This is a genomic window from Streptomyces fildesensis (assembly GCF_016107395.1).
GTDB lineage: Bacteria > Actinomycetota > Actinomycetes > Streptomycetales > Streptomycetaceae > Actinacidiphila > Actinacidiphila fildesensis.
On the sequence record NZ_JAAIKO010000011.1, the window covers coordinates 127,911 to 152,020 of the forward strand.

A 24,110-nucleotide genomic window follows, 5' to 3' on the forward strand; every position below is an offset into this window, starting at 1 on the left:
CCGGTCGCGGCCGTGTCTCACGCGGGATGTTCCGAGCAGAGGCAGCTGACGCCCTTCTCGATCCACTCCTGACCGGCCCAGTCCGGGTGCCGCTCGATCATCAGCGCCGATATCTCGTCGATGATCGTCTGCTCGCCGACGGCGGAATCGCGGCGGATCCACGTCTCGTCGCGCAGGAGCCGCAGATAGTCGCGGACGTCCGCCAGCAGTTGCGGCCCGCCGACGTCACCGTGACCGGGAACCACGACCTTCGCGCCCTCGGCGGCCAGCCGCTGCATCACGGCAAGCCAGCGGGTGCCCGAGACGTCGGCGTCGTACGGCGGGAACCACGGGAAGATGGCGAACTGGCCGGCCTCCACGAGGTCGCCCGTGAACAGGACATCGGCGTCCGGCACTCTCACCACCTGATCCCCCTTGCTGTGCGCCCGCCCGGTGGCCCGCAGCTGGACCACCCGGCCTCCCAGGTCCAGGTCGTACGCCTCGTCGTAGACGACATCGGGTTCCACCGGTTCGACTCCCCGCAGCCGGCGCGCCACCGGCTCCCCGAGCCCCTTGAACATCTCCAGATAGCCGGCGCCCTTCACCTTCAGGTCCTCGGCCTGGGCCCGGTTGACCAGGAACGTCGCCTCGCCGGCGAAGACCTGTGCCCCGAAGGAGTGCTCGGGGTGGAAGTGCGTCGTGGTCAGGAACAGCCGGCGGCCCCTGGCGTAGTCCGCCGCGAACTCCAGCACCTTCGCGGCATTGGCGGGGCCCAGGCCCGTCTCGACGACCAGAACGGATTCCTGACCGCCGATGATGCCGATGTTCGGGACGAGCTGGACCCGCCGATCCGGGATGACCACCAGGTCACGGGCGAGTTCCCGCACCTCCGTGACCTGTACGACGGGGTCCTGCAGGACGTGTTCGGCCATCGTGGCTCCTGGGTCTTGTCGGCGATCGAACCGAGCCGGCAGTGCCGTGACGACACCCGGCGGTCCGTCCGGTGCCTGTCGTGGCAGGCCCCGTGGTCCCAGTCAGCCGCGGGATGCGCCAGGTGTCCAAGACCGATTCCTGCCCGCCGATACTGAGCGGGTATCGTTGCTGTTCATGGACTTGCGGACGCTGCGCTACTTCGTGGCGGTCGCCGAAGAGCTCCACTTCGGCCGGGCCGCCGCACGACTGCACATGACCCAGCCACCCCTGAGCCGGGCCGTCCAGCAACTGGAGTCCGATCTCGGCTGCGCACTGCTGCACCGCACCCCCACCGGTGTCTCGCTCACCGACGCCGGGGCCGTGCTCTACGACGAGACACGCACCCTGCTGTCCCAGGTCGAACAGCTCCGTAACCGGGTAGCGGCCGCGGGCGGCACCGCCACCCTCACCATCGGGACCCTCGCCGACAGCGCCGAACAGGTCGACACCCGGCTGGCCGCCGCCTACCGGAAACGCCACCCCAGCGCCCGGGTCCGCATCCGCGAGGCCGACTTCACCGACCCGACCGCCGGACTGCGGGCCGGCCTGGTGGACGTGGCCCTGACCCGGGCACCCTTCGACGACACCGGCATCACGGTCCGCGTGCTGCGCTCCGACCCTGTCGGCGTGGTCCTGCGAACCGACGACCCGCTCGCCGACCGTGAGAGCCTGCGACCGGACGATCTCGCGGACCGGCGATGGTTCCAGCTGCCCGAAGGGACCGATCCCGCGTGGCGGGCCTTCTGGAACGGCCCGCCGGCCACCGCCCACCGACGGGACGGGACGGTCGTGCGCACCGTGCACGAGTGCCTGCAGTCCGTCCTGTGGGACGGCGCCGTGGGACTGGCGCCACTCGCCCACGCCCTCCCCGAGGGCCTGACCTCCGTGCCCTTGATCGACATGCCGTCCAGCGATCTCGTCATCGCCTGGAACAGCAGCGACACCAACCCGTTGATCCGCTCCTTCGTCCACCTCGCCGCAACCGTCTACCGACCGGCCTGAACCGCAAACTGCCGTCGGCAGGCAACTCGGCCCGGCTACTCCCGGCCGCTCCCTTGATCGATCGCGAACGCGATGATCATGCAGCGGGCTTTCGCTTGCGTCCCCCATGGAACGTGCTGGTCTTCCGGCAACGGCGGGGGTCGCGTGCTCCGTTGCGGTGAGATGCCGTTCTCGTCCGTGCAAAGTCGGCGTGTTGGGGCGGTTTTCGTGGTGAATGTGTGGTGTTGATCGTGGGGTATGTGCCGCAACCCGTGCGGCACTTCCTCCACAAGGAGTTGTTGATGTCGCGTTTCACCAAGGCCACTACGGTCATCGCCGTCATGGGATCCGCCCTGTTCGCCGGTGCGGGCATGGCCTCCGCCGACGCGGGTGCGCACGGGGCGGCCGTCGGTTCGCCCGGTGTCCTGTCCGGCAATCTGATCCAGGTGCCCGTGCACATCCCGGTCAACCTCTGTGGCAACACGGTCAACGTGATCGGTCTGCTGAACCCCGCGTTCGGCAACACCTGTGAGAACTCCTCGGATCACCACATGACCGGCGACGACGGCCGCGGCGGCGACACCCACGGCCGCCCGCAGGGCACCCACCACGAGAGCGGACAGCAGGGCAGCAAGGGTCACGGCGGCAAGGACGACTGCGACCACTGATTCGCGGCCTGCTCGACGGTGTGCCGGACATCCCCCCGAGGAAGGTTCGGCTCGCCACAGGGCACACGCTGATCAGAAGATGCCGATGGGCCCGCCGGACGACCGCCGGACCCATCGGCATCGGCATTCCCGCGCATCCTCTGCATGAGGCGCTGTCCGCCGCGGCTCCCCAAAAAAGCGACGTCGGCACGGAAATCAGGCGTCCGCCAACGCCGCCACCACCGACGCACGCGCGGCACGGCTGCCCGGCAGCAGGGCCGCACACAGGCTCGCCCCCGTGGCGATCAGCGCATACGCGACCAGCTTCGCGATCGGGACGCTGAGTACGGCGCCGCCCTGGCTGTGGCCGATGAGATGCTCGAACGCCCCGGCGAACGACACCCCGAGCAGCAGCCCGATGAGGGTGCCCAGCAGGGCCGTCAGCACGGCCTCCACCCAGAGCATCTTCATCATCCCGCCGCGCGAGAGCCCCAGGGCGCGCAGCAGTGCGGACTCCCGGGAGCGTTCCACGGCTGACAGGGAAAGGGTGTTGGCGATGCCGAGGACGGCTATCACGATCGCCATGGCCAGCATCACGGTGAACAGGGTCAGGGTCGACTGCGCACTGCCGGACAGGTCCGATTTCTTCTCCGCGAGACTGCCGATGTGGAGCAGCTGGAGCGCGGAGACGACGTCCTGGACGGCCGTGCGCGATTCGACGATGTTCACGCCTTCCCTGGCCAGGATCCGCACTTGGCTGTCACCGGCGGGTGCGAAGCCGCGGAGGAAGTCGTCGCGGGGCAGGAGGACGTCGAACCAGTCGATTCCGTGCCCGGTGTAGACCTGGTAGATCAGGGTGAGCCGGGCCGCGACCGTGCCGGCCCGCGGGGTCGCGACCTTCACCGTGTCACCGAGCTTCAGGTGCAGCGTGGCGGCGAGCTCGTTGGAGACGGCGGCCGTGCCGGCGGTGAAGTCGGCGAGGGAGCCGTTGCGCACGTTCGGCCGGAAGAGCGAGCCGTAGGCGCTCGATTCGACGGCACCCACATCCGACGGCCGCCCGTTCACATCGGTCTTCGTACCGTCGACCGCGGCGACATGGGCCAGTTGAGGTTTCTTGCGCAGCTCCGCCGCCACGGCGAACGGCACACTCTGGTCGGAACCGGCGAGCGGGTCGACCGAGTAGTCGTAAGGATTGTGGGACTCGATCCACTGCGACTGGGTGACCATGGCCGAATCCTGGATCACGGTGAACAGACTCATCAGCATGACGCCGACGGAGAGCGCCGCCATCGTCGTCGCGGTCCGCCGCGGGTTGCGCCGCGCATTGGCGGCCGCCAGTTTCGCCGGGGTGCCGAGCAATTTGGCCGGCAGCCAGCCCAGGATCCGCGTCAGTGGTCCCACGACGTCCGGCCCGATCGCCAGGACCGCGAGGAAGACCAACGCGCACCCCGTACCGATCACCTTGATGCCGGCGTAAAGATCCGTCGAGCGGGTGCCGATCGCGATGACGGCCATCCCTGTGAAGCCCAGCACGGTCGCCGTCCAGAGCCGCAACGCGCCGACCCGGCCGTGGGAAGCAGTCGTGTCCGGCTGTTGGCGTACGGCGGATATCGGCGCCACCGTCGTCGCGGCGCGCGCCGGTACCGCCGCGGCGACCACCGTCACGACGATCCCGGCTGTCAGGGCGGCGACAACCGTGGTGCTGTGCACCACGACACCGCCCGCGGGCACCGTGGCGGTGGACAGGGCACTGACCACGGACCGCAGCCCCGCCGCTATGCCGATCCCCGCGAAGAGTCCCGCCACCGAGGCGAGCAACCCGACCACCGCCGCCTCCAGCAGGGTGCTGACGAACACCTGGTTCCGGGTCGCGCCCACACAGCGCAGCAACGCCAGTTGCCGCATCCGCTGGGTGACCAGGATCGTGAACGTGTTGTAGATGACGAACGCCGCGACGAGCAGGGCCGTGACGCTGAAGACCAGGAGGATCTGCGGGAGGTTTCCGGCGATCTTCGCGCGGTGCAGCAGCGTGGCCCGGGTGAACTGCTGCCCGGTCAGGACCGAGAGGTCGGCGGACGGACCGAGCACCGCACGGATGCGCTCTGCCAGTTGGGACTGCGAGACCCCGGCGGCGGCACGTACATCGATCTGGTCGTAGCCGGTATGCCCGGTGACGGACAATGCCACGCCGGGCTGCAGGCCCACGACCGTGAAGCCGTTGGCCCGGTTGTCCACCCCGAACTCCATGACCCCGACCAGCCGGAACCGCCGCACCTGCTGATCGTGCGCGACGACCTGAACATCCTGACCGATCGTCAGATGCCGTTCCGCGACGGTGTCCTTGTCGACCACCGCCTCATCGGGCCGGTGCGGCGGTGTTCCCTCGACGACCGTGCCGCCGCTGAGTGCGACGTCGTCCGGGATCGCCAGCGCGCTGCCGGCGATCCCGTCGGTCGTCATCACCTGCCCGTCGATGTCCCGCATCGGTGCCGGCGCCTTGAGCCGCCCGGCCACCGCGGCCACCCCGTCGACACGGCGCACGGCGTTCAGCACTTCCGGGGTGAGGACCGTGACACCGGGCTGTGCCGCGAGCCGCTGCTTCGCGGCGTCCGACGGTTGCACGGCCGCGTCCACGTTCTCCGCGGCACGGGCGTAGCTGTGGTCGAAAACCTGATGGATCGAGTCGGTCATCATGAACGTGCCCGCGATGAACGCGACCCCGAGCACTATCGACACCGATGACAGCAACAGCCGTACTTTGTACGCCCTGAGTCCGGCCAACGTCACACGCAGCACAGCTACCCACCCCCGTGGTTCGGGAGCGTCGGCCGCTCCCGTCCCACCAGGGTAACCGGGCCCCACTCACCCCAGAGCGTCGAGCAGTTCCCGCTCCCGCTCGCTGCTCAACCCGGCCCGGCGCGGCCGGTCCAGACCCTCCTGGCGCTCCCAGCGCAAGGTGTCCGCCAGCAGCTCGGCCCGAGGCCGGTGTCGCAGGCCGGCCGCGCTCGCCGCGTCGCCGTTGCGAGCGCTGAAGCCGAGCCAGTCCTGGTCGGTCATCCACATCGCGAGTGACTCCGGACCCATGAACTCGCCGACCTTCTGCGCGAGCAGCCAGCCGGGATCGGCTTTCACCACCCGGCCGGTGTGCCCGCCGATCTCCCGTGACAGCGCGATCCACTCCCCGAAGGGCACGATCGGTCCGACCGCGTTGTACGTCCCGGTCGTCCTCTTCTCCGCGCAGTCGAGCAGCCATGCCGCGAGGTCCCGGGCGTCGACCGCCTGCGTCGGGATCCCGGGGGAATCGGGTACGAGCATCGGAGCCAACGGTTCGCGGGCCGCCCGCCCGACCCAGTACCCGGTGCGGCCGCTGTGGTCACCGGGGCCGCCGATCAGTCCTGCCCGGGCGATGAGGAGCCGGCCCCCCACCGCGGCCGTCGAGGCCTGCTCGCACGCCACCTTGGCTTCCCCGTACTCCTCACGCCCGACCTCGTCCCCCTCGGCAGCCGGGAGCAACTCGGCCGACTCGTCCGCGTCCGGCTGCGCATGCGACGCGTACGCACTGACCGACGACACGTACGACCAGTGCCCCGCCCGCTCGCCGAGTGCCGTCAGCGCCCCACGGACGAAGCCCGGCTGCCAGGACACCTCGACCACGGCGTCCCAGTCCTGGCCCGCCAGAATCTCGTAGGCCGACGCGTCGCGCCGGTCCGCGGCCACCAGGGTCGCGCCCTCGGCGACTTGGCCGCTCTCCCCGCGGGCCAGGCACGTCACCCGGTGCCCACGCTCCAGCGCCAGTCGCGAGACCTCGCGCCCCAGCCATGCCGTTCCACCCAATACCAGGATCTCCATCCGCCCACTCAAACACCGACGGCGACCCCGCGCGCCCCCACTTCACCGACAGCTGAGAGGTTCGCCGAGAGCGGAGCGGCCCTCGTAGCGAGGTCCCGGGCGGGGCGGAGTCCGCTGTGGCTCGGGCGGGTGACACGCGGCGCAATCACCGCGCAACAAGCTCCCGATAGGAGAGGCTTATCCCGTTCGTCCCCTGTTGCGGGGGTCATCACTGTGGGATCCGGGCTGTGCCGGCCTGATCCGACAACCTGTCGAGAGGACCGCGGATGTCAGTGTTCAAGCGCCGGATCGCCGCCGGAATCGGTGCCATCGCCCTCATCGGGGGCGGGTTGCTCACCCTGGCCCCCGCCGCCGACGCGGCATCGAGCGCACCGGTGGTGTGCGACACGAGCAGCGCGGTGAGCAAGAAGACCGCACACAACGGAAACATGATCATCGAGCTGCGCTACAACGCGTCCACCCGCTGCGCGTGGGGTCGGATCAGCCGGTCGAAGCTGGGCAACCAGGTGTGGGTGGACCGGTCGTCCAACGGCGGAGCGACGTGGACGGGCCCGATGGGGATGACGTACCTGCGGTCCGGCACAGGCACGTTCACACCCGCCTTCAACGACGCCGGTTACGTCATGAGGGCCTGCGGCTACAACGGCACGGTCATCTGCACCGGCTGGTACTAGGGCACCGGACTGGAGTCCCCCGGGCCCCTCAGTGACCTGCGGGGTGTTCCGTGGCCGCCCCGTCGAGGATCTCCCGGTCCCGGCCGGCCCGGGAGCGGTCCTGGTCCGAGGCGTGGGTGATGTCGAGGAAGACGTGGTCGGCCGTCGGCCACTTCTCCCGCATCTCGCTCTTGATCCGCCCGGAGATCTCCTCGACCTCCTCGCTGTCCAGCCCGCCCACCAGGTCCACCCGCGCGGCGACCAGTGTGGAGTCCATGCCCAGCCGCATGGTCAGCAGCGAGGTGACGGCGTCGATCTCGGGCTGTTCTGCCAGGAAGGACCGTATCCGCAGTTGCAGCCCGGGATCGACGGCCTCACCGATCAGCTGCCCTCGGGCGTCCTTGCCGAGCCGGTAGGCGACGTAGATGAGCAGAACGCCGATGGCCAGGGACGCGCCGGCCTCCCACTGCACCTGCCCGGTGGCCATGTGCAGCGCCATTCCGGCGATGGCCAGCAACACACCGATCACGGCGGTGCCGTCCTCGGCCATGACTGTCCGCAGCGCCGGATCGTCGGCCACCCGGATCTGCTGCAGCAGGCCCCGGCCCGCCTCGCGGGCCTGCCCGCGCACCTGCAGCAGCGCCTTCGCCAGCGACGCCCCCTCGGCGAGCAGCGCGACGACCAGGACGCCGAGTCCCACCAGATAGCCGGAACGGCTCTCCTCACCGCTCGAATGCAGCGCTTCGACACCCTGGAAGACCGAGAAGCAGCCACCCATCGTGAAGATTCCGACCGCGGCGAGCAGCGACCAGAAGAACCGGTCCTTGCCGTAGCCGAACGGGTGCTCGTTGTCCGGGGCACGCTTGCTGCGCTTGAGCGAGGCCAGCAGGAAGACCTCGTTCATGCTGTCCGCCACCGAGTGGGCGGCCTCGGACAGCAGGGCGGGAGATCCCGCGAAGAGCCCTCCGACGGCCTTGGCGACGGCGATGACCAGATTGGCACCGAGCGCCATGATGATCGTGACCTTGGTTTTGCTGTCCTCTTCCGACCGGGACCCGGCCGCTTTCTCGGACTGCTGTGTCATCAGCGGACTGCCCTCCCGATCGCTACTGTCGGCTTCGCCTACCCGTACCGACCGATGGAACACCCGCACACCCGGCTCCGTCCGGTGACGCGCCGTCACCGGTCGGAGACCCACGGGAGCCGCGTCAGGGCGGTCCGAGCCAGGTCCGCAGCGCCCACCACCAGTGCAGGGTGTCCATGACGGCCGCCCGGCTCTCCACGGTGACGGCCTCCAGCGACGTCCCGACGGTTTCCTCGAAGCGGGTGAGCCGGTAGCGGATGGTGTTCGGGTGGACGTGCAGGGCCGTCGCGGTGCGGTCGAAGCGCTGCCCGTGATCGAGGTAGGCGAGCACGGTCGCCGCGAGTTGCCGGTGGAAGGAATCCGCCGGGTCGAGGGCTCCGAGGAGGGTCCGGCTCAGTAGGTCCGCCATGGCCGGCTGGGTGGACAGCGCGCTCTGCCCGGCGAGGTCGGTGACGTGGTGCAGGCCGCGCAGGCCGAGCTCTTCCGCGGCTCCAAGAGCGTTCAGGCACAGTGCGTACAGGGGGCGGATCCGGTCCAGCGGGGCCTGCGGTGCGACCACCACCAGCGCCTGGGCGTCGGGCGGTCCGGACGCGGGGAGCCGGCCGGCGATTCCGGTCAGCTTGCCGTCGACCAGGCCGAACAGGCCGGGGTTGGTCGCGAGCTGCCGCTCCATAGCGCGGGCGCGCAGCGGGTCGGTCACATCCGACACGACACAGTGGTACTGCCCGTGCGGTTGCAGCCCGGTCTCGGCCAGCTCGTCGGCGGTCAGCGTGCGGGCGTCGTCGAGCAGCAGCCGGCGCAACACCTGGGTGCGGGCGTCGCGCGCCGTACGGGCCAGCTCCAACTCGGCATCGTGGTAGCCGGTGATGACGTGAATCTCCAGCGCGCCGGTGTAGCGGTCCGACTCCAGCAGAACCTCCAGCATGAGCTCCGCGGGCACGCCTGCCGCCCGGGCCCGTTCCATGGCGATCTGCACCGCGCGGCTGCGGCCCGCCTGGACGCCGCGCAGCAGGGCGGTGATCGGCACGCCCTGCGCGGCCCGGTCGGCACCCAGCAGGGCGGCCGCCTCGAAGTCCGGATCGACATCCGGCCGGACCTGGGGGTGGATCTCGGGGCCGGAGTCGGGTCCGAGCTCCGGTCCGCGTTCCGGTCCGCGTTCCGGATCGCCGGGTTGCCCGGGTCGTACGAATGCGGCCAGCCCGGCAGCCAGCATCACCTCGACGTGCCGCCGGTTCTCCGCGGGCGGAAGCCTGGCCACCTCAGCGGACTCGGCACGCGCCGCCGCGACGACCTCGTCGACGACGGCCGGGTCGCCTGCCATGGCCCGGAACACCGCGGTGAGAGCGCTACGACCCGGTTCAGCCACCACGTCTTACCGCCTCCGCCCGGTATCCAGGGACGCTTGGTGCCGATTCACAACCGAAGGCCAGGTCATTGGGGACCGCTGCCTATCGGTGGTGCGAGCCGCCTTGGTTTCCTTTGGACTACCGAAAAGTAACACCGGTGTGCCGTGCTGGAGACCCCGCCGTCCGGCACGGCGCCGCGCCGTCTCCGCCCGGGCCGCTGTGAACTCCCGGTCATCCAGCCCCCGTTCGATGCATCCGACCCCCGGAGTTTCCATGACCGCAGTCAAGCGCCCGAGGACTTCCCTCGTGCTGCTCGCCGCAACCCTGGCCCTCGCCGCCCTGTGCACCGCTCCGGCCGGCGCCGAGCCCAGAGCCGCCGACCCCCTCAAGGAGGTGCTGTTCGTCGGCAACAACTGGGACGGCACCGCCGATGTGGTCCGCTCCACCGGCACGTTCGCGAAGGTCGGGCACATCAACGTGATCCCCGACAAGGTCCAGCGGCTCACCGAGATCTACCTCAACCCGGTACGGCTCGCCATCTACCTCGCCATCCAGCAAGGCCCCGGCGAGGGCCACGACCAGTACGTCGACGACATGTACACAACGCCGGACGGAAAGTCCGTGGTCGTCTCCCGACCCAGCTTCGGGGACGTGGTCTCGCTCGACCTCGCCACGGGGAAGGTCAACTGGCGCTACGGGGTCGCTGGTTACCGATCCGACCACATGGCGCTCTCCCCCGACGGCCGCCGCGTCGTCGTCTCCGCCTCCCTGGCGAACGCAGCCTTTGTGATCGACATCCAGACCGGCCGGCAGCTCGGCTCGTTCCCGACCGGCGACAAGCCGCACGAGAACGTCTTCACCGAGGACGGAAAGTATCTGTGGAACATGTCGATCGGTGAGGTCCAGACGAACCTCGACGCCCCACTGTGGGACTGGACCAAGGGCGACCGGCACATCACCGTCGTCGACGGCGCCACCTACCGGCCGATCCGGACCATCGACATGCGGGCCCGCCTCAACGCGTTCGGCCGCTCGGACCTCTCCAATGCCGTCCGCCCGGTGGCGTTCTCCCCGGACTGGTCGAAGCTGTACTTCCAGGTGTCCTTCTTCAACGGCTTCGTCGAGTACTCGGTCGCCACGGACACGATCACCCGGGTCAAGACCCTGCCGGAGAACCCGGCCACCGATCCGGACCGGACCACCTGGCCCAACGACTCCCGCGACCACGGCCTGTCGATGAGTCCGGACGGTGCCAAGCTCTGCGTCGCCGGCACCGTGGACGACTACGCGACGGTCGTCGACCGGACGACACTGCAGGAGGGCCCGCTCATTCCGGCGTCGAAACCGTACTGGGCCACGCTGAGCGGGGACGGCAAGTCCTGCATCATCTCCGAGAGCGGAGCGAACCAGATCACCGCGATCGACTTCGCCACCGGACAGAAGATCCTCTCCGTCCCCGTCGGCTACCACCCGCAGCGCGTCCGCCTCGGCCACGTGGCCGCCGACTGGACCGGACCGGCCACCGGCTGACGGTACGGGACGACGATGCGGCGGAGGTGGCTGCCGCGGGTCGGTCACTCCGGGGCGAGGTTGGCGGCGAGGGTGAGGAAGAGGTGGAGGTTCGCGACGTCGCCGACCGGGTCACTGGACCAGGGGGTGGCTGCTCCCGTCCTCATGACATGAACCCTGCCTGCGGTGACGCGGCATTCCTGGACATGGGACCAGGGCAGCTGGCCCTTGGCACGGGCGCCCAGGCCCGTGCGGGAGAGCGTGAACGAACCGAAGTTCACGGTCCCGCCCTCGAGGACCGCTTCGAGGGCTGCCTGGCCCTGGGCGCGGACCACGGCGTTCTGCATCCACGGCCCCCAGGTCTGGGGGCCGTCGTAGAACTCGGTGATCGTCGCGCTCGTCCTGCCCGGGCCGACCGCGGAGTAGGTGTAGGTGGTGGGGCCGGGAACACCGTTGATGAACGTCTGGGTGATGTTCTGGTAGAGCCGGACGGACTCCCAGCGGAGGGCGACGATGCCGTCGCCGAACTGCGGGTGGACGATGAGTCCGTGCTCGAACAAGTGCAGACGCTTCGCCGCCTGTCTGCGGCTGAAGTTCGGCAGCCGGCTCAACCACCAGTAGTACAGCAGGCCCGGGATCACGAACATCGCCAGGAGGTTGACGGTCGCGAAGAGGTGGAGCGCAACGAGCCCCTTGCCGATCGGCTTGGGGGTGAACGAGCCCTGCAGCGCGCCGAGATGATGCTGCGCTGCCAGTTCGCGGGCTTCGGGCGGCAGAGTGTTCGCTGCTGTCATGGACGTCTTCTTCGATCGCTCAGGGATCATCGCTGTTTCCGCGCGATCAGTTGGGCCAGCAGCCGGGTGCGGGGAATGATCCGGTCGACCACGACGTGTTCGGAGTCCGCGTGGGCGCCGCTGCCGACACCGCCGAGGCCGTCCAGCGTGGGGCAGCCCACGCCCGCGGTGTAATTGCCGTCCGACGCACCGCCGACGGCGATCCCCCGCAGTGGCTCCTGACCCAGTTCCGTGGTGACTCTCGCGGCGAGGGCGAACAGCTCGGCTGACGACTCCGGTTCCATGGGTGGTCGTCTCCTGCCGCCCAGCACCTCCAGCCGCGCCCCGTCCGTTCTGGCGGTCAGCCCCCGCATCAGAGCGTCCGTCCGGTCCTGCGCCTCCGGACTCGGCACCCGGACGTCCACCGATATCTTCGCGAGCGCGGGCACCGTGTTCAGGGTGCTGCCGGCCGAGAGGAGCGTGGGCGTGATGGTCGCGGCTCCCAGGGCGGAGCCGGCATTACTCACGCCGGACCCATTGACGGAGGCCGCCAAGTCAGCGATGGCCAGGACCTGGTGGGCCGCCTCGACCGCGGCGTTGACTCCCTTGTGCGGCTCCCGACCGGCGTGCGCGGCCTTGCCGTGCACCACCACCTCGTAGCGTGACGTGCCCTTGCGGGCCGTCTTCAGCGCACCCTGTTCCTTCGCGGAAGCCTCCAGGACGAACGCGGCCGCGCACCCACGCGCGGACTGCTCGATCAGCTCCCGCGAGGTCGGCGATCCCACTTCCTCGTCGCCGTTGACCAGCACGCACACACCCTCCAGGGACGGCAGCGACGCCAATGCGTGGAACATCTGCACCAGCCCTGCCTTCATGTCCAGGACCCCCGGCCCCTGGCCAACCCGTCCACCACCGACCAGGGATGGCTTCGCAGCGACCCCGTCGGCCACACCGTGTCGTGATGCCCCACCAGCAGCACCCGCGGCGTGCCGAACACCCATCGCAGGTGTGTCACGCCCTCGATCACGATCCGCTCCGGCTCGACGCCCAGCAGCCGTGCGCCCAGCGCGCCGACCACTTCGGCGCTGCGGGCCAGAGCCGCATGGTCGGCGGAGAAGGACTCACAGACGACGAGTTCCTCCAGGTCGGCCAGCATCGCCGTCAGCTCGGTCACCGCTCCCGCGGTCACCGGCCCGGCTCCATCTCGACCCGCAGTAACAACAGCACGCTGCCTCCTCGGATGTGATCTCAGGAGTGGCGGTATCGCTGCGTTCCGGTCCGACGGACGCGACCACGGCCACGGATGTGACGTTAGGACGGGGCAAGGCATTCCACCAGCGACTACAATGCATCGCAGCCATGCATGGGGGGAATGTGTTTGAGATCGACGCACTGCGTCTGCTTGTCACCGTCGCCGACACGGGGTCGTTCACCCAGGCCGCGGTCCGGCTCAGCTACACACAATCCGCGGTGTCCCGCCGGATCGCCACGCTCGAACAGCGGGCGGGCGGGCCGCTGTTCGAGCGGCTCCCCCGTGGTGTACGGCTGAACCCCGCAGGCCACGCGCTGCATCGCCACGCAGTGGACGTGCTCGATCGCCTGGCGCGGGCGGAACGGGAGGTCGCCGCCATCCACGCGGGGCACGGCGGGACGCTGCGTGTTGGTGCGTTCGCGACCGCGAACATCTCCCTGGTGCCCGCCGCCCTGCGGGCGTTCCATCAGGCACGGCCCGACATCGAAGTCATCGCCGTGGAAGGCCGCAGCAACGCGTTGGTGCAGCGCCTCGCGGACGGAGCTCTCGACCTTGCCGTGGTCAGCGACTACCCGTCCGGCCTCCCGACGGCCGAGGGCGTTACGACGACCCAACTGCTGCAGGACGAGCTGCTCGTCGTTCTCCCCCGCGAGCACCGGCTGGCCGCGACCGCGACGATCGACCTGCGCGACCTGCGCGACGAGACGTGGCTCCAGGACCCACCCGCCGGCCGGCCCACCCTCCTCGACGACGCCTGTGCCCGGGCGGGTTTCACTCCCCGGAAGCTCATCAGAATCGCCGAGTGGACCGGGAAGTTCGGCTACGCCGCCGCCGGCCTGGGCGTCGCGCTGGTCCCTGCGCTGGCCGCGTGGGCAGTCCCGGCCGAACTCGTACTGCGCCCGCTCGACAGCCCTCTCCCCCGCCGGACCATCCACACCGCGCTACCCGCCGCCCCGCTGCCCGCGGCGCTCACCCTGCGGGATCAGCTGCACGAGATCGCGGGCGGAGCCGCCACCCGCTGAGAGCCGCCCGACCGGACGTCGGAGGCCCCGCGTCAGAGCCCCTGGTCAGCGGCCGCCGCGCTGGGTGACCCGGCCCAGCGCGTCCGCGAGCAGGAAGGCCGACCGGTGAGCGTCCGTTACCGTCACACGGATGAGCAACGCCTTGGTCTTCGGGTCGTGGTCGACATCGATGTGCCAGGTGCCGGCGTCGCTGATCCCGAGCGTGGTGCGCGCCTCGTGGACCAGGCCGGGGAGCCGTTCGTACGGCAGGGTCCGCAGGTCGATGGGTGGGTGAGCAGCGGTCGCATCAGCCGGGCCGACGCCGCGGGCCGACATCCGGTGGTCCTCGATGGTGAATTCGACGGCCATCGGCGAGTGGGCCGCGATCATCGCGTCGGCGGTACGGCGCATCCGTCCGTCCTGCAGCATCGACTCCGAGGTCTGTGCGGTCGTCGTGCTCGACGAGGAGGTGGTCGTGGAGGACGAAGAGCTGCCCGTTCCAGCGGACTTCACCCCGTCCCCGCCCTCATCGCGGAACAGTTCCGCGCGGAACAGCAGAACGACGATCGCCGCACCGATGAGAATCCCCGCGACGCCGATCAGGCAGCACGAACCCCACTTGGTCGGATCCTTCACCAGACTGGACTCGGGCGCGGAGTCGAGCAACGCCTCCGCCGCCCTGGCCGCCCACTCCTGGTCCGGTTCGGTGATGATCCTGACAGCCCATGGTTCGTCGGCGGGGTATTCGACCACCACGATGCCGCGCGGCCGGTAGTCGGGAACGTCGACCAGGTTGATCGGCTGGGAGAACTCGACCCGGTAGGCGGCCCGGTCGTCCGGCGCCACCGTCAGGACGAACCTGATCGGAACGTCCGCCGACTCACCGCTGGTGGCGCGCCGGCTCTCGATCATGGCCAGCGCCCGGCGCTTCTCCTGAGGTGGCGTCCGCGCACGCTTCAACCGCCCCGCGACGGTCATGACCACGACCGTCAGAACGAGGAGCCCGCCGCCGACACACCACAGGGCCACGTTCCCGATCACGATCCCGACGACGACGCACGCCACCGCGGCACCGGCCACCCCGGCGGCCAGGAATCCGCGGACCAGGGCGACCGGTCCTGCGCGATGGGGACCGGGGGTTTCAGTGATCGTCACGGAGCGATTGTGCCGTGAACCGGCATACACCGAAAGATCTTTCCGCGGACCGCCGGCAGAACAGTCGATTTCCTCCCGGCAACCGCATCGACCGCATCGAACGAATCGGCCGCATCGACGGTACCGACCGCACGGCAACGCAGCGAACGGAAAGGCTAGGCAAGCGTGAGGACATGGCGCGTGGAGAATTCCGCACAGATTCCCTCGCCGTCCGGGCCGTACACGAACTCGGCCAGAAAGGGATTGCGGTTGGCGGTGGCCAGCGGCAGCCACGCCAACAGGTTGCCATAGCCCCCGCAGACCGCCTCCCCGCCGTCACCACCGTGAACGGCGGTCACATCACTGCTCAGTTCCGTGCGGTAGACGTCGTAGGCGATGCGCAGCCCGAAGGCGCTCAGCTCATGCTGGGGTCCGGTGCCGTCCTCGTACGGCGTCCGGTCGAGGGAGCACTCGTCGCCCCACCGGAACAGCGTGGCCGCCCCTGCTCCGCAGGCGTACTCCCACTCGTCGGCGCTCGGCATCCGCGCACCGCTCTCCGCGAGCAGGGCCGGCATGTCGGCAGGCAGCTCGGTGAGATCCACGTCCTCGACGCTCATGAGCACCGTGGCCAACGTGACGGTCCGCCGCGGACCGACCAGCTCGGCGAGATGCGCCTTCAGGTCCGATCCGTAGCCGAAGCCCTCTTCCAAGCTCTCCGCGTAGTCGGCGAGTTGCCCCGCAGTCGGCTGCCAGGCGTCGACGTCGAATCCGAGCGTCACTTCGCCGCCGGGTATCAGGGCGAACTCCCGCCCGTCCTTCTCGATGCGGGCGCGGTGCCACGGCGCGCCAAGGTGCTCGACGGCGCCGACCAGGGACACGCGGCCGCCGACCCGGTCGGCGGCCAGCTGCGCGAAACATCGGGCGGCCGGCAGGTCGAGCGACCGCCACTGGTCAAGAGTGAGATCGGCGAGAGACATGTGACGCAGTCTCACACGGACCACTGACACAGCCCCCGCCAGGCCGGCCGGACCCCCGTTGCGCTGCTGATTCCGCATCGTTCAGTAGGTTCGCAATTCATGTCCGGGACACCGGACCTTTCGTCCGGAGACTTCTGCGGCCGACGTCACCGTCGTAGAGTTGCCCAATTCCCAGCCAGGAATCCGGGCGAGGATTTCTCACCCCATATGCATTGCTATGGAGTTGATGTGCGCAGCATGCTGTCGTCGACGACAATCCCCGGGAAAGCGGCGATCCGCCGTCCGACGCGTCCGGGAAGGTTCCGCCGGTCCGCGCTCGCAAGTGTCCTCAGCGCGGCGGCTCTGGTGATGATGGTCCCCACCGACGCGAGCGCCTCCATCCTCCAGTCGCTGCCGCAGAACGCCGACGGTCTCGAGCAGTCCTTCTCCCCGGCCTTCGACTACGACGGGGACGGCTGCTACGCGACCGCCGCCATCGGCACCGACGGCACCCTCAACCCCGGCCTGAAACCGGGCGGGGATGTGAACGGCCACTGCCACGACTACCCCCAGCTGGCGAACTCCAACACGTACTCGCGCGAGAAGTGCAACAACGGCTGGTGCGCGGTCGTGTACGCCGGCTACTTCGAGAAGGACCAGGCCACCCTCGGACCCGCGGCCATCGGACACCGGCACGACTGGGAACACGTCGTGGTGTGGATCAACGACAACCAGGTCCAGTACGTCTCGACGTCGCAGCACAGCGGCTGGAAGTGGTATCCGCGCTCGTCGGTGCGCTTCGACGGCACCCACCCGAAGGTCGTCTACAACAAGGACGGCGCCTCGACCCACTTCTACCGCCTCGCGAACAACAACGACGAGCCGCCGGAGAACGTCACCGGTGGCTGGTTCTATCCGCGCCTCGTCGGCTGGAACGGCTACCCGACGGGTCTGCGCGACAAGCTCATGAACGCGAACTTCGGCGCTGCCACGATCAAGATTTCGGACAGCACCTTCAACGACGCCCTCAACAACTCCAAGCCTGCCGGCATCCCGTTCGACCCCTACGCCTGACATCGATCGGCCGTCCGGTGGCGTAGGTCCGACGGCTGCGCGCGCTGCGCAGGTGTTCGACTCTTTTCGGTTGATTCTCGGCCACATTCCCCCGGCACGGTAGCCGTGCGTAGAGCGCTCGCGTACGTTCAGTTCTCGTTGCACATGGCCAGCAGCGACAGCGGGGGTCCGGCCGTCGTCCCGTGGGGGGAACGACGGCTGGACCTCCGGTTCTCTCTTCGCGCCCACCCGCCTCTCCGGCGACGGTCCCACGCCACGCTTGCGGCGCGGACGACCAGGCGCTTTAATAAATGAACGTGCATTTACTAACTGGAGGGGGTCATGGTGACAGGACGCCCTCGCGGAGTGGATGACGCGGTGATTCTTCGTACGACGGCCGAGGTGGTCGGCCGGGTGGGTCCCGCGGGGCTCACTCTGGCGGTCGTGGCCCGGGAGGTGGGGATGGTCCCCGCCACGCTCGTGCAGCGGTTCGGTTCCAAGCGCGGTCTGCTGCTGGCGCTCGCCGAGCAGTCCGCGAAGGACGCCGGAGCACTCTTCGGACGCACGCGATCCGAGCACGAGCCGGCCCTCGATGCCCTCGTGACGCTGACGGTGGAGTCGATGGCCCCCATGGCCTCGCCCGAGATGTACGCCAACCACCTGGCCTTTCTGTGCATCGACCTGACCGATCCGCAGTTCCACCAGCACGCCCTGGCCGTTCACCAGGCCCAGGGGCAGGCGGTGGAGAGCCTGCTGGCGGAAGCGGTGTCCACCGGCGCGCTGCGCGCGGGAACGGACACCGTCGCTCTGGCCCGGTCCGTACAGGCAGCCACCGCCGGCACGGGCCTGATGTGGGCGCTCGACCGCCAGGGCACCCTCGCCCAGCGGCTCCGGCAAGGGATCGACGCCGCGCTCTCGCCCCACCTCCAGCCACCCGACCGGTCAATCCTGGAGAAGCAGTGAACAACGATGAGATCCGGCCACTGACCGGCAAAGTGGCCCTGGTCGCCGGAGGCACCCGGGGCGGTGGGCGGGGTGTCGCCGTCGCCCTCGGCGCCGCGGGCGCGACGGTGTACGTCACCGGCCGCAGCAGCGCGGCCGGACCCTCCGACCTGGACCGGCCGGAGACCATCGAGGCCACCGCGCAGGCGGTCACCGCCGCCGGAGGCCTCGGCATCCCGGTGCGCACCGACCACAGCCGGCCGGCGGAGGTCCGCGCCCTGGTCGACCGGATCGCGGCCGAGCAGAGCGGGCAGTTGGACATCCTGGTCAACTCCGTGTGGGGCGGCGATCCGCTCACCGACTGGGAACACCCGCTGTGGGAGCAGGACCTGGACACCGGGATCCGGCTGCTGCGGCAGGCGGTCGAGACGCACGTGATCACCAGCCGTTTCGCCCTGCCGCTGATGGTCGCCCGCAAGAGCGGCCTGGTGGTGGAAGTCACCGACGGCAACACCGCCCGCTATCGCGGATCGTTCTTCTACGATCTGGCGAAGTCCTCCGTGATCCGCCTCGCCGTCGCGCAGGCGGCCGAACTGAAACCGCACGGCGTCGCCGCGGTCGCGATCACGCCCGGCTTCCTGCGCTCGGAGGCCATGCTGGAGACCTTCGGCGTCACCGAGGACAACTGGCGCGACGGGGTGGCCAAGGACCCGAACTTCGCACACTCCGAGACCCCGGCCTATCTGGGACGGGCGATCGCCGCACTGGCCGCCGACCCCGGCATCATGACCAAGAGCGGTCGGGCGCTGGCCACCTGGGGCCTGTACGAGGAGTACGGATTCACCGACGCGGACGGCACACAGCCGGACTTCGCCGCCCACTGGGCCGCGTCCCTGGAGAAGGAGTACGGGCCGCTCGGAGAGCCGCTCTGACAGCACCGGGTGGCCATAACGGCGTCCGCCGAGCAGTTCTCCGTCCATGGATATGAACTCCGTGCGATACGCGGCGAGTTCATACGGCCGCGAAGCAGTCCGGCCGAAACCGGGGGAAGCACAGCTCCCGGCACGCTTCTCTTCTCCAATGATGAAGCCCTGAACTGCAGCGATGAACTCTACGCGCGGAGACTGTCGTTGACGGCGCAACGAGGCCGTGCTATTCAGATCTGGCGCCACGTTGGACTAGACCTAGTTCACGTTCTTGAACAAGCGCTGGAAGGCCCCCCACATGAAACTTCGTTCCAAAGTCCTCGCTCTGGCGACCGCAGCGGGCATAGCCGGCACGCTCGGCCTGCTGGGCGCCAACGCCGACGCGGCGTCCCCCTCCGTCGCGCCCGGTGGCAACTTCAACCTGTCCGTATGGCAGTTGCAGGAGCCGGTCGGCTCCCCCGGCTCGCCGACCACCATCTCGTCGTCCCGGCTCCAGGGCCCGAACGGGTTCCAGGACTCGTACTTCTACACCGACACCCGCGACGGGGCCATGACCTTCTGGGCGCCGGAGAAGGGCGTCACCACCCCCAACTCCAACTACGCCCGCTCCGAACTCCGTGAGATGAACGCCAACGGCAGCTCCGCGAACTGGTCGCTCAGCGGCGCCCACAAGCTCAACGCGACGCTGCGCGTGGTGTCCGTGACGTCGAACGTCTGCGTCGGACAGATCCACCTCGGCACCGGCGGATCCTCCACGAAGCCGCTGATCGAGCTCTACTACCACTCCAACGGCGACATCGTCGCGGGCCTCGAGAACTCGCCCTCCGGCGGCCAGACGCCGCACACCGTCGGCCACGTGGCGGTCGGCAAGACGTGGAGCTACACGATCGCCGTCTCCGGCGGTCACACGATCGACCTGACGGTCAACGGCAGCACGACGCACTACGCGATCCCGTCGTCCTTCAACCCGTACAAGCAGTACTTCAAGGCCGGCTCGTACAACCAGTCGTCCTCCGACAGCACCACCAAGGGCGCGCGAGTCGCCTTCTACGGGCTGACCGTCTCCCACAGCTGAGCGGTCCCCGCAGAGCACACGGAAGGCCCGGTGCCCAGGCGCATTCCCCTGGGTCGTTGCCCCACGCAACGCGGCACCGGGCCTTTCGCGGGTGCACGGAGGCGGGCCTGACCGGATCACGCCGCTCGGCCCGCGGCACCGTGGACGGGCAATCCCGCGCTCACCTACGGTAGCGACGACACCGGGGAGGGCGACGTGACGGTCAGGATCATCCGCGGCGCGGGCAGGTACGCCTGTCCGGAGGACTACTGGGCGCTGTACGACGACGCCGGCTTCAACGAGGGGAACAGATCCGGCGAGATCCTGATCTCCGACCAGAGCATCGCCGATCTCCAGGACCACGGCTTCAACGACCGCGCCTCGTCGATCGTGAACCACACGCGGTACTACGTCGGCTGCTTCGACCATGCGGACTACGGGGGCCGGGAGATCGGCCTGGACCCGGGGCAGGGCCTGACCGGTGTCAGGAGAAGCGGGTCAAGGGGTGCGGGCCTCCTCGACGACTGTCCGATCGAGGACCTGAACGACGCGGTCTCCTCTGTGCGGCTCGAGGAACCCGCCCCGCAGCTCGCCTCGCTCACCGCCGGGATCTACACCCTGGCCAACGTCAACAGCGGCAAGGCACTCGACGTGGTGAACGCCGCCTCGGCCTCCGGCGCCAACGTCCAGCAGTACCAACCCAACGGTTCCAAGGCCCAGTTGTGGCGGATCAACCCGCTCGGCGATGGCGTCCACATCGTGATCAGCGCCAACAGCGGCAAGGCTCTGGACGTGAGCGGCGCCGGCACGCACAACGGCGCCAACGTCCAGCAGTGGGAGGCCAACGGCTCCAACGCCCAGAAGTGGCTGATCCACCGACTGGCGTGCGGCAGCTACACCCTGACGAACGTCAACAGCGGCAAGGTCCTCGACGTCGACAACGCCAGCACGGCCAACCACGCCAACGTCCAGCAGTGGGAGAGCAACCAGACCGACGCCCAGAAGTGGCTGCTGAACAGGGTCGGCTGACGGCCTAGAAGGCCGGCGGACCCTGTTCGATGCGGCGCAGCACCGGTGCGAGCCGGTCGAGTTCATCGCTGGTCTGGAGCTGACGTTCGTCCCACCAGGTGGCACCGGCGTCGAGCAGCGGCCCGATCAGGTCGTGCGCCTTGGCGCTGTCGGCGGGGCTGGCGCCACCGAGGACGAACTCGAAGGGCACCTCGTGCCGGTCCTCGCGATGCCGCCGGACATAGGCGACCAGGTCCACGACCTCCTCGACATGCGGTACGTGGCCGTGTTTGGCGGAGGTGAACAGCGGAACCGCGCCGTCCCAGCGGGCGGCCCGCCGCATCGGCGGACGGTTCGGCCAGAATCCGGCGATCCAGACGGGCGGGCGGGGGCGTTGCACCGTGGCGGGGAGCAGGGTCACGTCCCGCACTTCGTAGTGCTTCCCGTGATGGTTCACCGGGTCGCCCGACCAGTAGCGCCCCAGCAGGTCCAGTCCCTCGTCCAGCCGCTCGGCCAGCACGACCGGGTCGGTCGGCTCGCCGAAGCTGCCGTACTCGTCCTCGATCGGCCCGCCCAGTCCCGCACCGAAGATCACCCGTCCGCCGCTGAGTGCGTCCAGGGTGGCCACCTGACGGGCGAGCTGCTGGGGACGCCGGCGCGCCACCGGAGTGACCAGCGTGCCCAGTTTGATCCGGGAGGTCGCCAACGCCGCGGCGGTGAGCAGCATCCATGGATCCCCGAAGGCCTGGCCGCGTCGCTGGATCTTGTCGTGGACCACGTGATCCCAGACGAACAGCCCGTCCCAGCCCGCCTGCTCAGCCGCTGCGGCAACCGTCGCCACCGCCCTTGCGTCGGCGAAGTCCCCGAAGTTCGGAATGTTGATCGAGAAGCGCATCCCCGCATCCTGCCCCCTCGCGGCAGGCGCGGCAATCATGCCGCCCGAGGTCTCACGATCAGTCGCGGGTGGGATCGGCGGGCCGCGGGAGCGGGGGCGCGAAGGTCACATCCGAGGCGTGGGCGATGACCTCGGCCTCGTTGCCGAGGGCCCATTCGGCGACCCGTGACACCGTGGCGGCCGGGATCCCGTCGCTGATTCCGGGTGCCGCCGGGATGTCCTGCGTCGCGTGGGCGTCGTGCGGCAGAACGACCCGGTATCCCAGCGCCAGAGCCGTGCGGGCCGTCGCCTGGACGCACATCTCGGACATCACCCCGCAGACGGCGAGCGCGTGCACCCCCGATGCGGTCAACAGGGTGCCCAGTGACGTTCCGTTGAAGCCATCGTCCTTGGGCTTGCGGATCACGACTTCCGCGGGGCCGGCCTCGATGGGGTGGTGGAGTTCCCAGCCGGGCGTGTGGGGCTCGTCCTCCGCTCCGGCCGGACCGTCGTTCTGGAGATGGACGATGAGCGCACCGCTCTTCCGGGCCCGTGCGATCAGATCCGTCGTCCGGTCCACGAGCCGGTCCGCCGCGGGCACCGCCCCCGCACCGGAGACGAAGGCCGACTGGACGTCGACGACGATCAGGCTCTGGACGGGAGGTACACGATTGCTCATGGCGCCCATCATGACCGGGGACGTTGCGCACCTCCACCGGATTCCGAGCGGCCTGCGGCGCCGGGCTCGGGGCGGCGGACCGGTAAATCATGTGCGGACCCGGTAACCGGTTGACAAGGTGGGATCATGACCTCTCAGCACGACCCCGTCGCCGGCTCCGCCATCCCGTCCCAGGACACGGAGCCCCCGGGCACAGAGCCTCAGGGCACGGACTGGACCACCACGCCCGTCACCGCGGACCTCGTCCGCGGCGCGCTCGAGCTGGAGTTCACCGAGCACGGGGTGCTGCCGCACCGGCTGCCCGCGCGGACCCGCGCGCAGTGCTCCGACGGGCAGCTGGCCATGGTGGAGGCGCAGCCTTCCGGCGTTCGGCTGGTTTTCCGCACCCGGGCCACCGCGGTCGAGCTGGACACCCTCCGCACCAAGATGGCCTACCAGGGCGCCCCGCCACGTCCGGACGGCGTGTACGACCTGCTCGTCGATGGCCGCCTCGCCGGGCAGGCCGGTGTGACCGGCGGCAATGTGCTGCTGGTGGACATGACCACCGGGTCGGTGGAGAACCGGCCAGGACCGGTCGGCACCGTCCGGTTCCCCGGTCTGCCCGACCGGATGAAGAACGTCGAGATCTGGCTGCCCTACAACGAGATCACCCAGCTGGTGGCGCTGCGCACGGACGCCCCGGTGGAGGCGGCGGAGGAGGACGGCCGTGTGTGGTTGCACCACGGCAGTTCGATCAGCCATGGTTCCGACGCCGCGAGCCCCACCACGACCTGGCCGGCGCTGGCCGCCTCCCTCGGTGGCGTGGCGCTGATCAACCTCGGTCTGGGCGGCAGCGCGCTGCTCGATCCGTTCACCGCCCGCGCCCTGCGGGACACCCCGGCGGACCTCATCAGCGTCAAGATCGGCATCAACCTGGTCAACACCGACGTGATGCGGCTGCGCGCCTTCACCCCGGCCGTGCACGGTTTCCTCGACACCATCCGCGAGGGGCATCCCACCGTTCCGCTGCTGGTCGTCTCCCCCGTCCTGTGCCCCATCCACGAGGACACTCCCGGCCCCAGCGCACCCGACTTCAGCAACCTGAGTGAAGGGAAGATCCGGTTCCTGGCCGCGGGCGACCCGGCGGAACGCGCCGCGGGGAAGCTGACGCTCAACGTCATCCGGGACGAACTGGCCCGTGTCGTGAAGCAGCGGTCGGCCGACGATCCGAACCTGCACTACCTCGACGGCCGTGAACTCTACGGTGAGGCGGACTTCGCCGAGCTGCCGCTGCCCGACCAGCTCCACCCGGACGCGGCCACGCACCGCCGCATGGGCGACCGCTTCGGCGCCCTGGCCTTCGGCGCCGGCCGGCCGTTCGCCGCCGAGCGTGCCTGAGACGTTCGCCCCGCACCGGAGGGTGCACGGGGCAGCAACGGAATGCACGGGTCGCCGTGCG

The 24,110-nt window shown here is 69.6% G+C and carries 21 protein-coding genes and 1 pseudogene; 11 read left to right on the forward strand and 11 right to left on the reverse strand.

What is annotated here, in order from left to right; translation table 11 throughout:
* Nucleotides 1-17 precede the first annotated feature (17 nt).
* A complete protein-coding gene (locus tag C6N31_RS18360) occupies nt 18-911 on the reverse strand; it encodes an MBL fold metallo-hydrolase (RefSeq protein WP_138351555.1) in 894 nt (297 codons plus the stop codon).
* Nucleotides 912-1,086: 175 nt separating this feature from the next.
* On the opposite strand from C6N31_RS18360, the gene C6N31_RS18365 reads away from it, so the two are divergent.
* A complete protein-coding gene (locus C6N31_RS18365; RefSeq protein ID WP_138351554.1) occupies nt 1,087-1,953 on the forward strand; it encodes a LysR family transcriptional regulator in 867 nt (288 codons plus the stop codon).
* A gap of 281 nt (nt 1,954-2,234) precedes the next feature.
* Nucleotides 2,235-2,600 (forward strand): chaplin, encoded by a 366-nt coding sequence (locus C6N31_RS18370; protein WP_138351553.1) that lies wholly within the window; start codon nt 2,235-2,237, stop codon nt 2,598-2,600.
* 195 nt (nt 2,601-2,795) lie between these two features.
* Here the strand turns inward: C6N31_RS18370 and C6N31_RS18375 are convergent, their stop codons facing one another.
* Nucleotides 2,796-5,327, reverse strand: coding sequence for an FtsX-like permease family protein (locus C6N31_RS18375; RefSeq protein ID WP_198357853.1), 2,532 nt, complete (start codon nt 5,325-5,327; stop codon nt 2,796-2,798).
* Between the two features lie 114 nt (nt 5,328-5,441).
* The gene (locus C6N31_RS18380) at nt 5,442-6,428 is read right to left on the reverse strand and encodes an NAD-dependent epimerase/dehydratase family protein (protein WP_138351551.1); all 987 of its coding nucleotides are present in this window, start codon (nt 6,426-6,428) and stop codon (nt 5,442-5,444) included.
* Between the two features lie 266 nt (nt 6,429-6,694).
* Here C6N31_RS18380 and C6N31_RS18385 point away from each other — a divergent pair, with 266 nt between their 5' ends.
* Nucleotides 6,695-7,102, forward strand: a complete 408-nt coding sequence (locus C6N31_RS18385; protein ID WP_138351550.1) for a DUF2690 domain-containing protein — start codon at nt 6,695-6,697, stop codon at nt 7,100-7,102.
* 28 nt (nt 7,103-7,130) lie between these two features.
* Here the strand turns inward: C6N31_RS18385 and C6N31_RS18390 are convergent, their stop codons facing one another.
* Entirely contained in the window at nt 7,131-8,165 is a 1,035-nt protein-coding gene (locus C6N31_RS18390; RefSeq protein WP_138351549.1) for a cation diffusion facilitator family transporter, read from the reverse strand.
* A gap of 124 nt (nt 8,166-8,289) precedes the next feature.
* Complete coding sequence (locus C6N31_RS18395) at nt 8,290-9,486, reverse strand: helix-turn-helix domain-containing protein (protein WP_138351548.1); 1,197 nt, start codon at nt 9,484-9,486, stop codon at nt 8,290-8,292.
* Between the two features lie 298 nt (nt 9,487-9,784).
* On the opposite strand from C6N31_RS18395, the gene C6N31_RS18400 reads away from it, so the two are divergent.
* Nucleotides 9,785-11,041 carry a YncE family protein gene (locus tag C6N31_RS18400; protein ID WP_138351547.1) on the forward strand — a complete coding sequence of 419 codons (1,257 nt, stop codon included), beginning with the start codon at nt 9,785-9,787 and terminating at the stop codon, nt 11,039-11,041.
* A gap of 44 nt (nt 11,042-11,085) precedes the next feature.
* Here C6N31_RS18400 and C6N31_RS18405 read toward each other — a convergent pair whose 3' ends face one another.
* Nucleotides 11,086-11,814 carry a DUF6585 family protein gene (locus C6N31_RS18405; protein ID WP_138351546.1) on the reverse strand — a complete coding sequence of 243 codons (729 nt, stop codon included), beginning with the start codon at nt 11,812-11,814 and terminating at the stop codon, nt 11,086-11,088.
* Between the two features lie 26 nt (nt 11,815-11,840).
* Nucleotides 11,841-12,949 (reverse strand): annotated as a pseudogene (locus C6N31_RS18410) (M20 family metallopeptidase).
* Between the two features lie 218 nt (nt 12,950-13,167).
* On the opposite strand from C6N31_RS18410, the gene C6N31_RS18415 reads away from it, so the two are divergent.
* Nucleotides 13,168-14,067: a LysR family transcriptional regulator gene (locus tag C6N31_RS18415; protein WP_138351545.1), complete on the forward strand. Its 900-nt coding sequence runs from the start codon at nt 13,168-13,170 to the stop codon at nt 14,065-14,067.
* Nucleotides 14,068-14,112: 45 nt separating this feature from the next.
* On the opposite strand, the gene C6N31_RS18420 is transcribed toward C6N31_RS18415, so the two are convergent.
* Together C6N31_RS18420 and C6N31_RS18425 are read right to left on the reverse strand one after the other, a co-directional pair.
* On the reverse strand, nt 14,113-15,201 hold the full coding sequence (locus tag C6N31_RS18420) for a hypothetical protein (RefSeq protein ID WP_244808962.1): 1,089 nt from the start codon (nt 15,199-15,201) through the stop codon (nt 14,113-14,115).
* A gap of 155 nt (nt 15,202-15,356) precedes the next feature.
* Nucleotides 15,357-16,157, reverse strand: coding sequence for a hypothetical protein (locus C6N31_RS18425; RefSeq protein ID WP_138351544.1), 801 nt, complete (start codon nt 16,155-16,157; stop codon nt 15,357-15,359).
* 237 nt (nt 16,158-16,394) lie between these two features.
* Between C6N31_RS18425 and C6N31_RS18430 the strand changes: the two genes are divergently transcribed.
* From C6N31_RS18430 to C6N31_RS45930, 5 genes are all read left to right on the forward strand, one after another.
* Nucleotides 16,395-17,210, forward strand: a complete 816-nt coding sequence (locus C6N31_RS18430) for an NPP1 family protein (RefSeq protein ID WP_138351627.1) — start codon at nt 16,395-16,397, stop codon at nt 17,208-17,210.
* Nucleotides 17,211-17,567: 357 nt separating this feature from the next.
* Nucleotides 17,568-18,152 carry a TetR/AcrR family transcriptional regulator gene (locus C6N31_RS18435; protein ID WP_244808963.1) on the forward strand — a complete coding sequence of 195 codons (585 nt, stop codon included), beginning with the start codon at nt 17,568-17,570 and terminating at the stop codon, nt 18,150-18,152.
* Entirely contained in the window at nt 18,149-19,063 is a 915-nt protein-coding gene (locus tag C6N31_RS18440) for an SDR family oxidoreductase (protein WP_138351542.1), read from the forward strand. Before C6N31_RS18435 ends, C6N31_RS18440 begins: the two co-directional genes overlap by 4 nt.
* A gap of 292 nt (nt 19,064-19,355) precedes the next feature.
* The gene (locus C6N31_RS18445) at nt 19,356-20,132 is read left to right on the forward strand and encodes a polysaccharide lyase family 7 protein (protein WP_138351541.1); all 777 of its coding nucleotides are present in this window, start codon (nt 19,356-19,358) and stop codon (nt 20,130-20,132) included.
* 195 nt (nt 20,133-20,327) lie between these two features.
* Nucleotides 20,328-21,140, forward strand: coding sequence for an RICIN domain-containing protein (locus C6N31_RS45930; protein ID WP_138351540.1), 813 nt, complete (start codon nt 20,328-20,330; stop codon nt 21,138-21,140).
* Nucleotides 21,141-21,144: 4 nt separating this feature from the next.
* On the opposite strand, the gene C6N31_RS18455 is transcribed toward C6N31_RS45930, so the two are convergent.
* On the reverse strand, nt 21,145-22,014 hold the full coding sequence (locus C6N31_RS18455; protein WP_138351539.1) for an LLM class flavin-dependent oxidoreductase: 870 nt from the start codon (nt 22,012-22,014) through the stop codon (nt 21,145-21,147).
* 58 nt (nt 22,015-22,072) lie between these two features.
* On the reverse strand, nt 22,073-22,672 hold the full coding sequence (locus C6N31_RS18460) for an isochorismatase family protein (protein WP_138351538.1): 600 nt from the start codon (nt 22,670-22,672) through the stop codon (nt 22,073-22,075).
* Nucleotides 22,673-22,798: 126 nt separating this feature from the next.
* Here C6N31_RS18460 and C6N31_RS18465 point away from each other — a divergent pair, with 126 nt between their 5' ends.
* Entirely contained in the window at nt 22,799-24,049 is a 1,251-nt protein-coding gene (locus C6N31_RS18465) for a GDSL-type esterase/lipase family protein (RefSeq protein ID WP_138351537.1), read from the forward strand.
* The last annotated feature ends 61 nt before the right edge of the window (nt 24,050-24,110 follow it).

What these genes read in the sequence shown, in the direction of transcription:
- C6N31_RS18360 (WP_138351555.1), bottom strand. Translation starts at nt 911, where the DNA reads ATGGCCGAACACGTCCTGCAGGACCCCGTCGTACAGGTCACGGAGGTG.
- C6N31_RS18365 (WP_138351554.1), top strand. Translation starts at nt 1,087, where the DNA reads ATGGACTTGCGGACGCTGCGCTACTTCGTGGCGGTCGCCGAAGAGCTC.
- C6N31_RS18370 (WP_138351553.1), top strand. Translation starts at nt 2,235, where the DNA reads ATGTCGCGTTTCACCAAGGCCACTACGGTCATCGCCGTCATGGGATCC.
- C6N31_RS18380 (WP_138351551.1), bottom strand. Translation starts at nt 6,428, where the DNA reads ATGGAGATCCTGGTATTGGGTGGAACGGCATGGCTGGGGCGCGAGGTC.
- C6N31_RS18385 (WP_138351550.1), top strand. Translation starts at nt 6,695, where the DNA reads ATGTCAGTGTTCAAGCGCCGGATCGCCGCCGGAATCGGTGCCATCGCC.
- C6N31_RS18390 (WP_138351549.1), bottom strand. Translation starts at nt 8,165, where the DNA reads ATGACACAGCAGTCCGAGAAAGCGGCCGGGTCCCGGTCGGAAGAGGAC.
- C6N31_RS18395 (WP_138351548.1), bottom strand. Translation starts at nt 9,486, where the DNA reads ATGGCAGGCGACCCGGCCGTCGTCGACGAGGTCGTCGCGGCGGCGCGT.
- C6N31_RS18400 (WP_138351547.1), top strand. Translation starts at nt 9,785, where the DNA reads ATGACCGCAGTCAAGCGCCCGAGGACTTCCCTCGTGCTGCTCGCCGCA.
- C6N31_RS18405 (WP_138351546.1), bottom strand. Translation starts at nt 11,814, where the DNA reads ATGACAGCAGCGAACACTCTGCCGCCCGAAGCCCGCGAACTGGCAGCG.
- C6N31_RS18425 (WP_138351544.1), bottom strand. Translation starts at nt 16,157, where the DNA reads ATGTCTCTCGCCGATCTCACTCTTGACCAGTGGCGGTCGCTCGACCTG.
- C6N31_RS18430 (WP_138351627.1), top strand. Translation starts at nt 16,395, where the DNA reads ATGCTGTCGTCGACGACAATCCCCGGGAAAGCGGCGATCCGCCGTCCG.
- C6N31_RS18445 (WP_138351541.1), top strand. Translation starts at nt 19,356, where the DNA reads ATGAAACTTCGTTCCAAAGTCCTCGCTCTGGCGACCGCAGCGGGCATA.
- C6N31_RS18455 (WP_138351539.1), bottom strand. Translation starts at nt 22,014, where the DNA reads ATGCGCTTCTCGATCAACATTCCGAACTTCGGGGACTTCGCCGACGCA.
- C6N31_RS18460 (WP_138351538.1), bottom strand. Translation starts at nt 22,672, where the DNA reads ATGAGCAATCGTGTACCTCCCGTCCAGAGCCTGATCGTCGTCGACGTC.
- C6N31_RS18465 (WP_138351537.1), top strand. Translation starts at nt 22,799, where the DNA reads ATGACCTCTCAGCACGACCCCGTCGCCGGCTCCGCCATCCCGTCCCAG.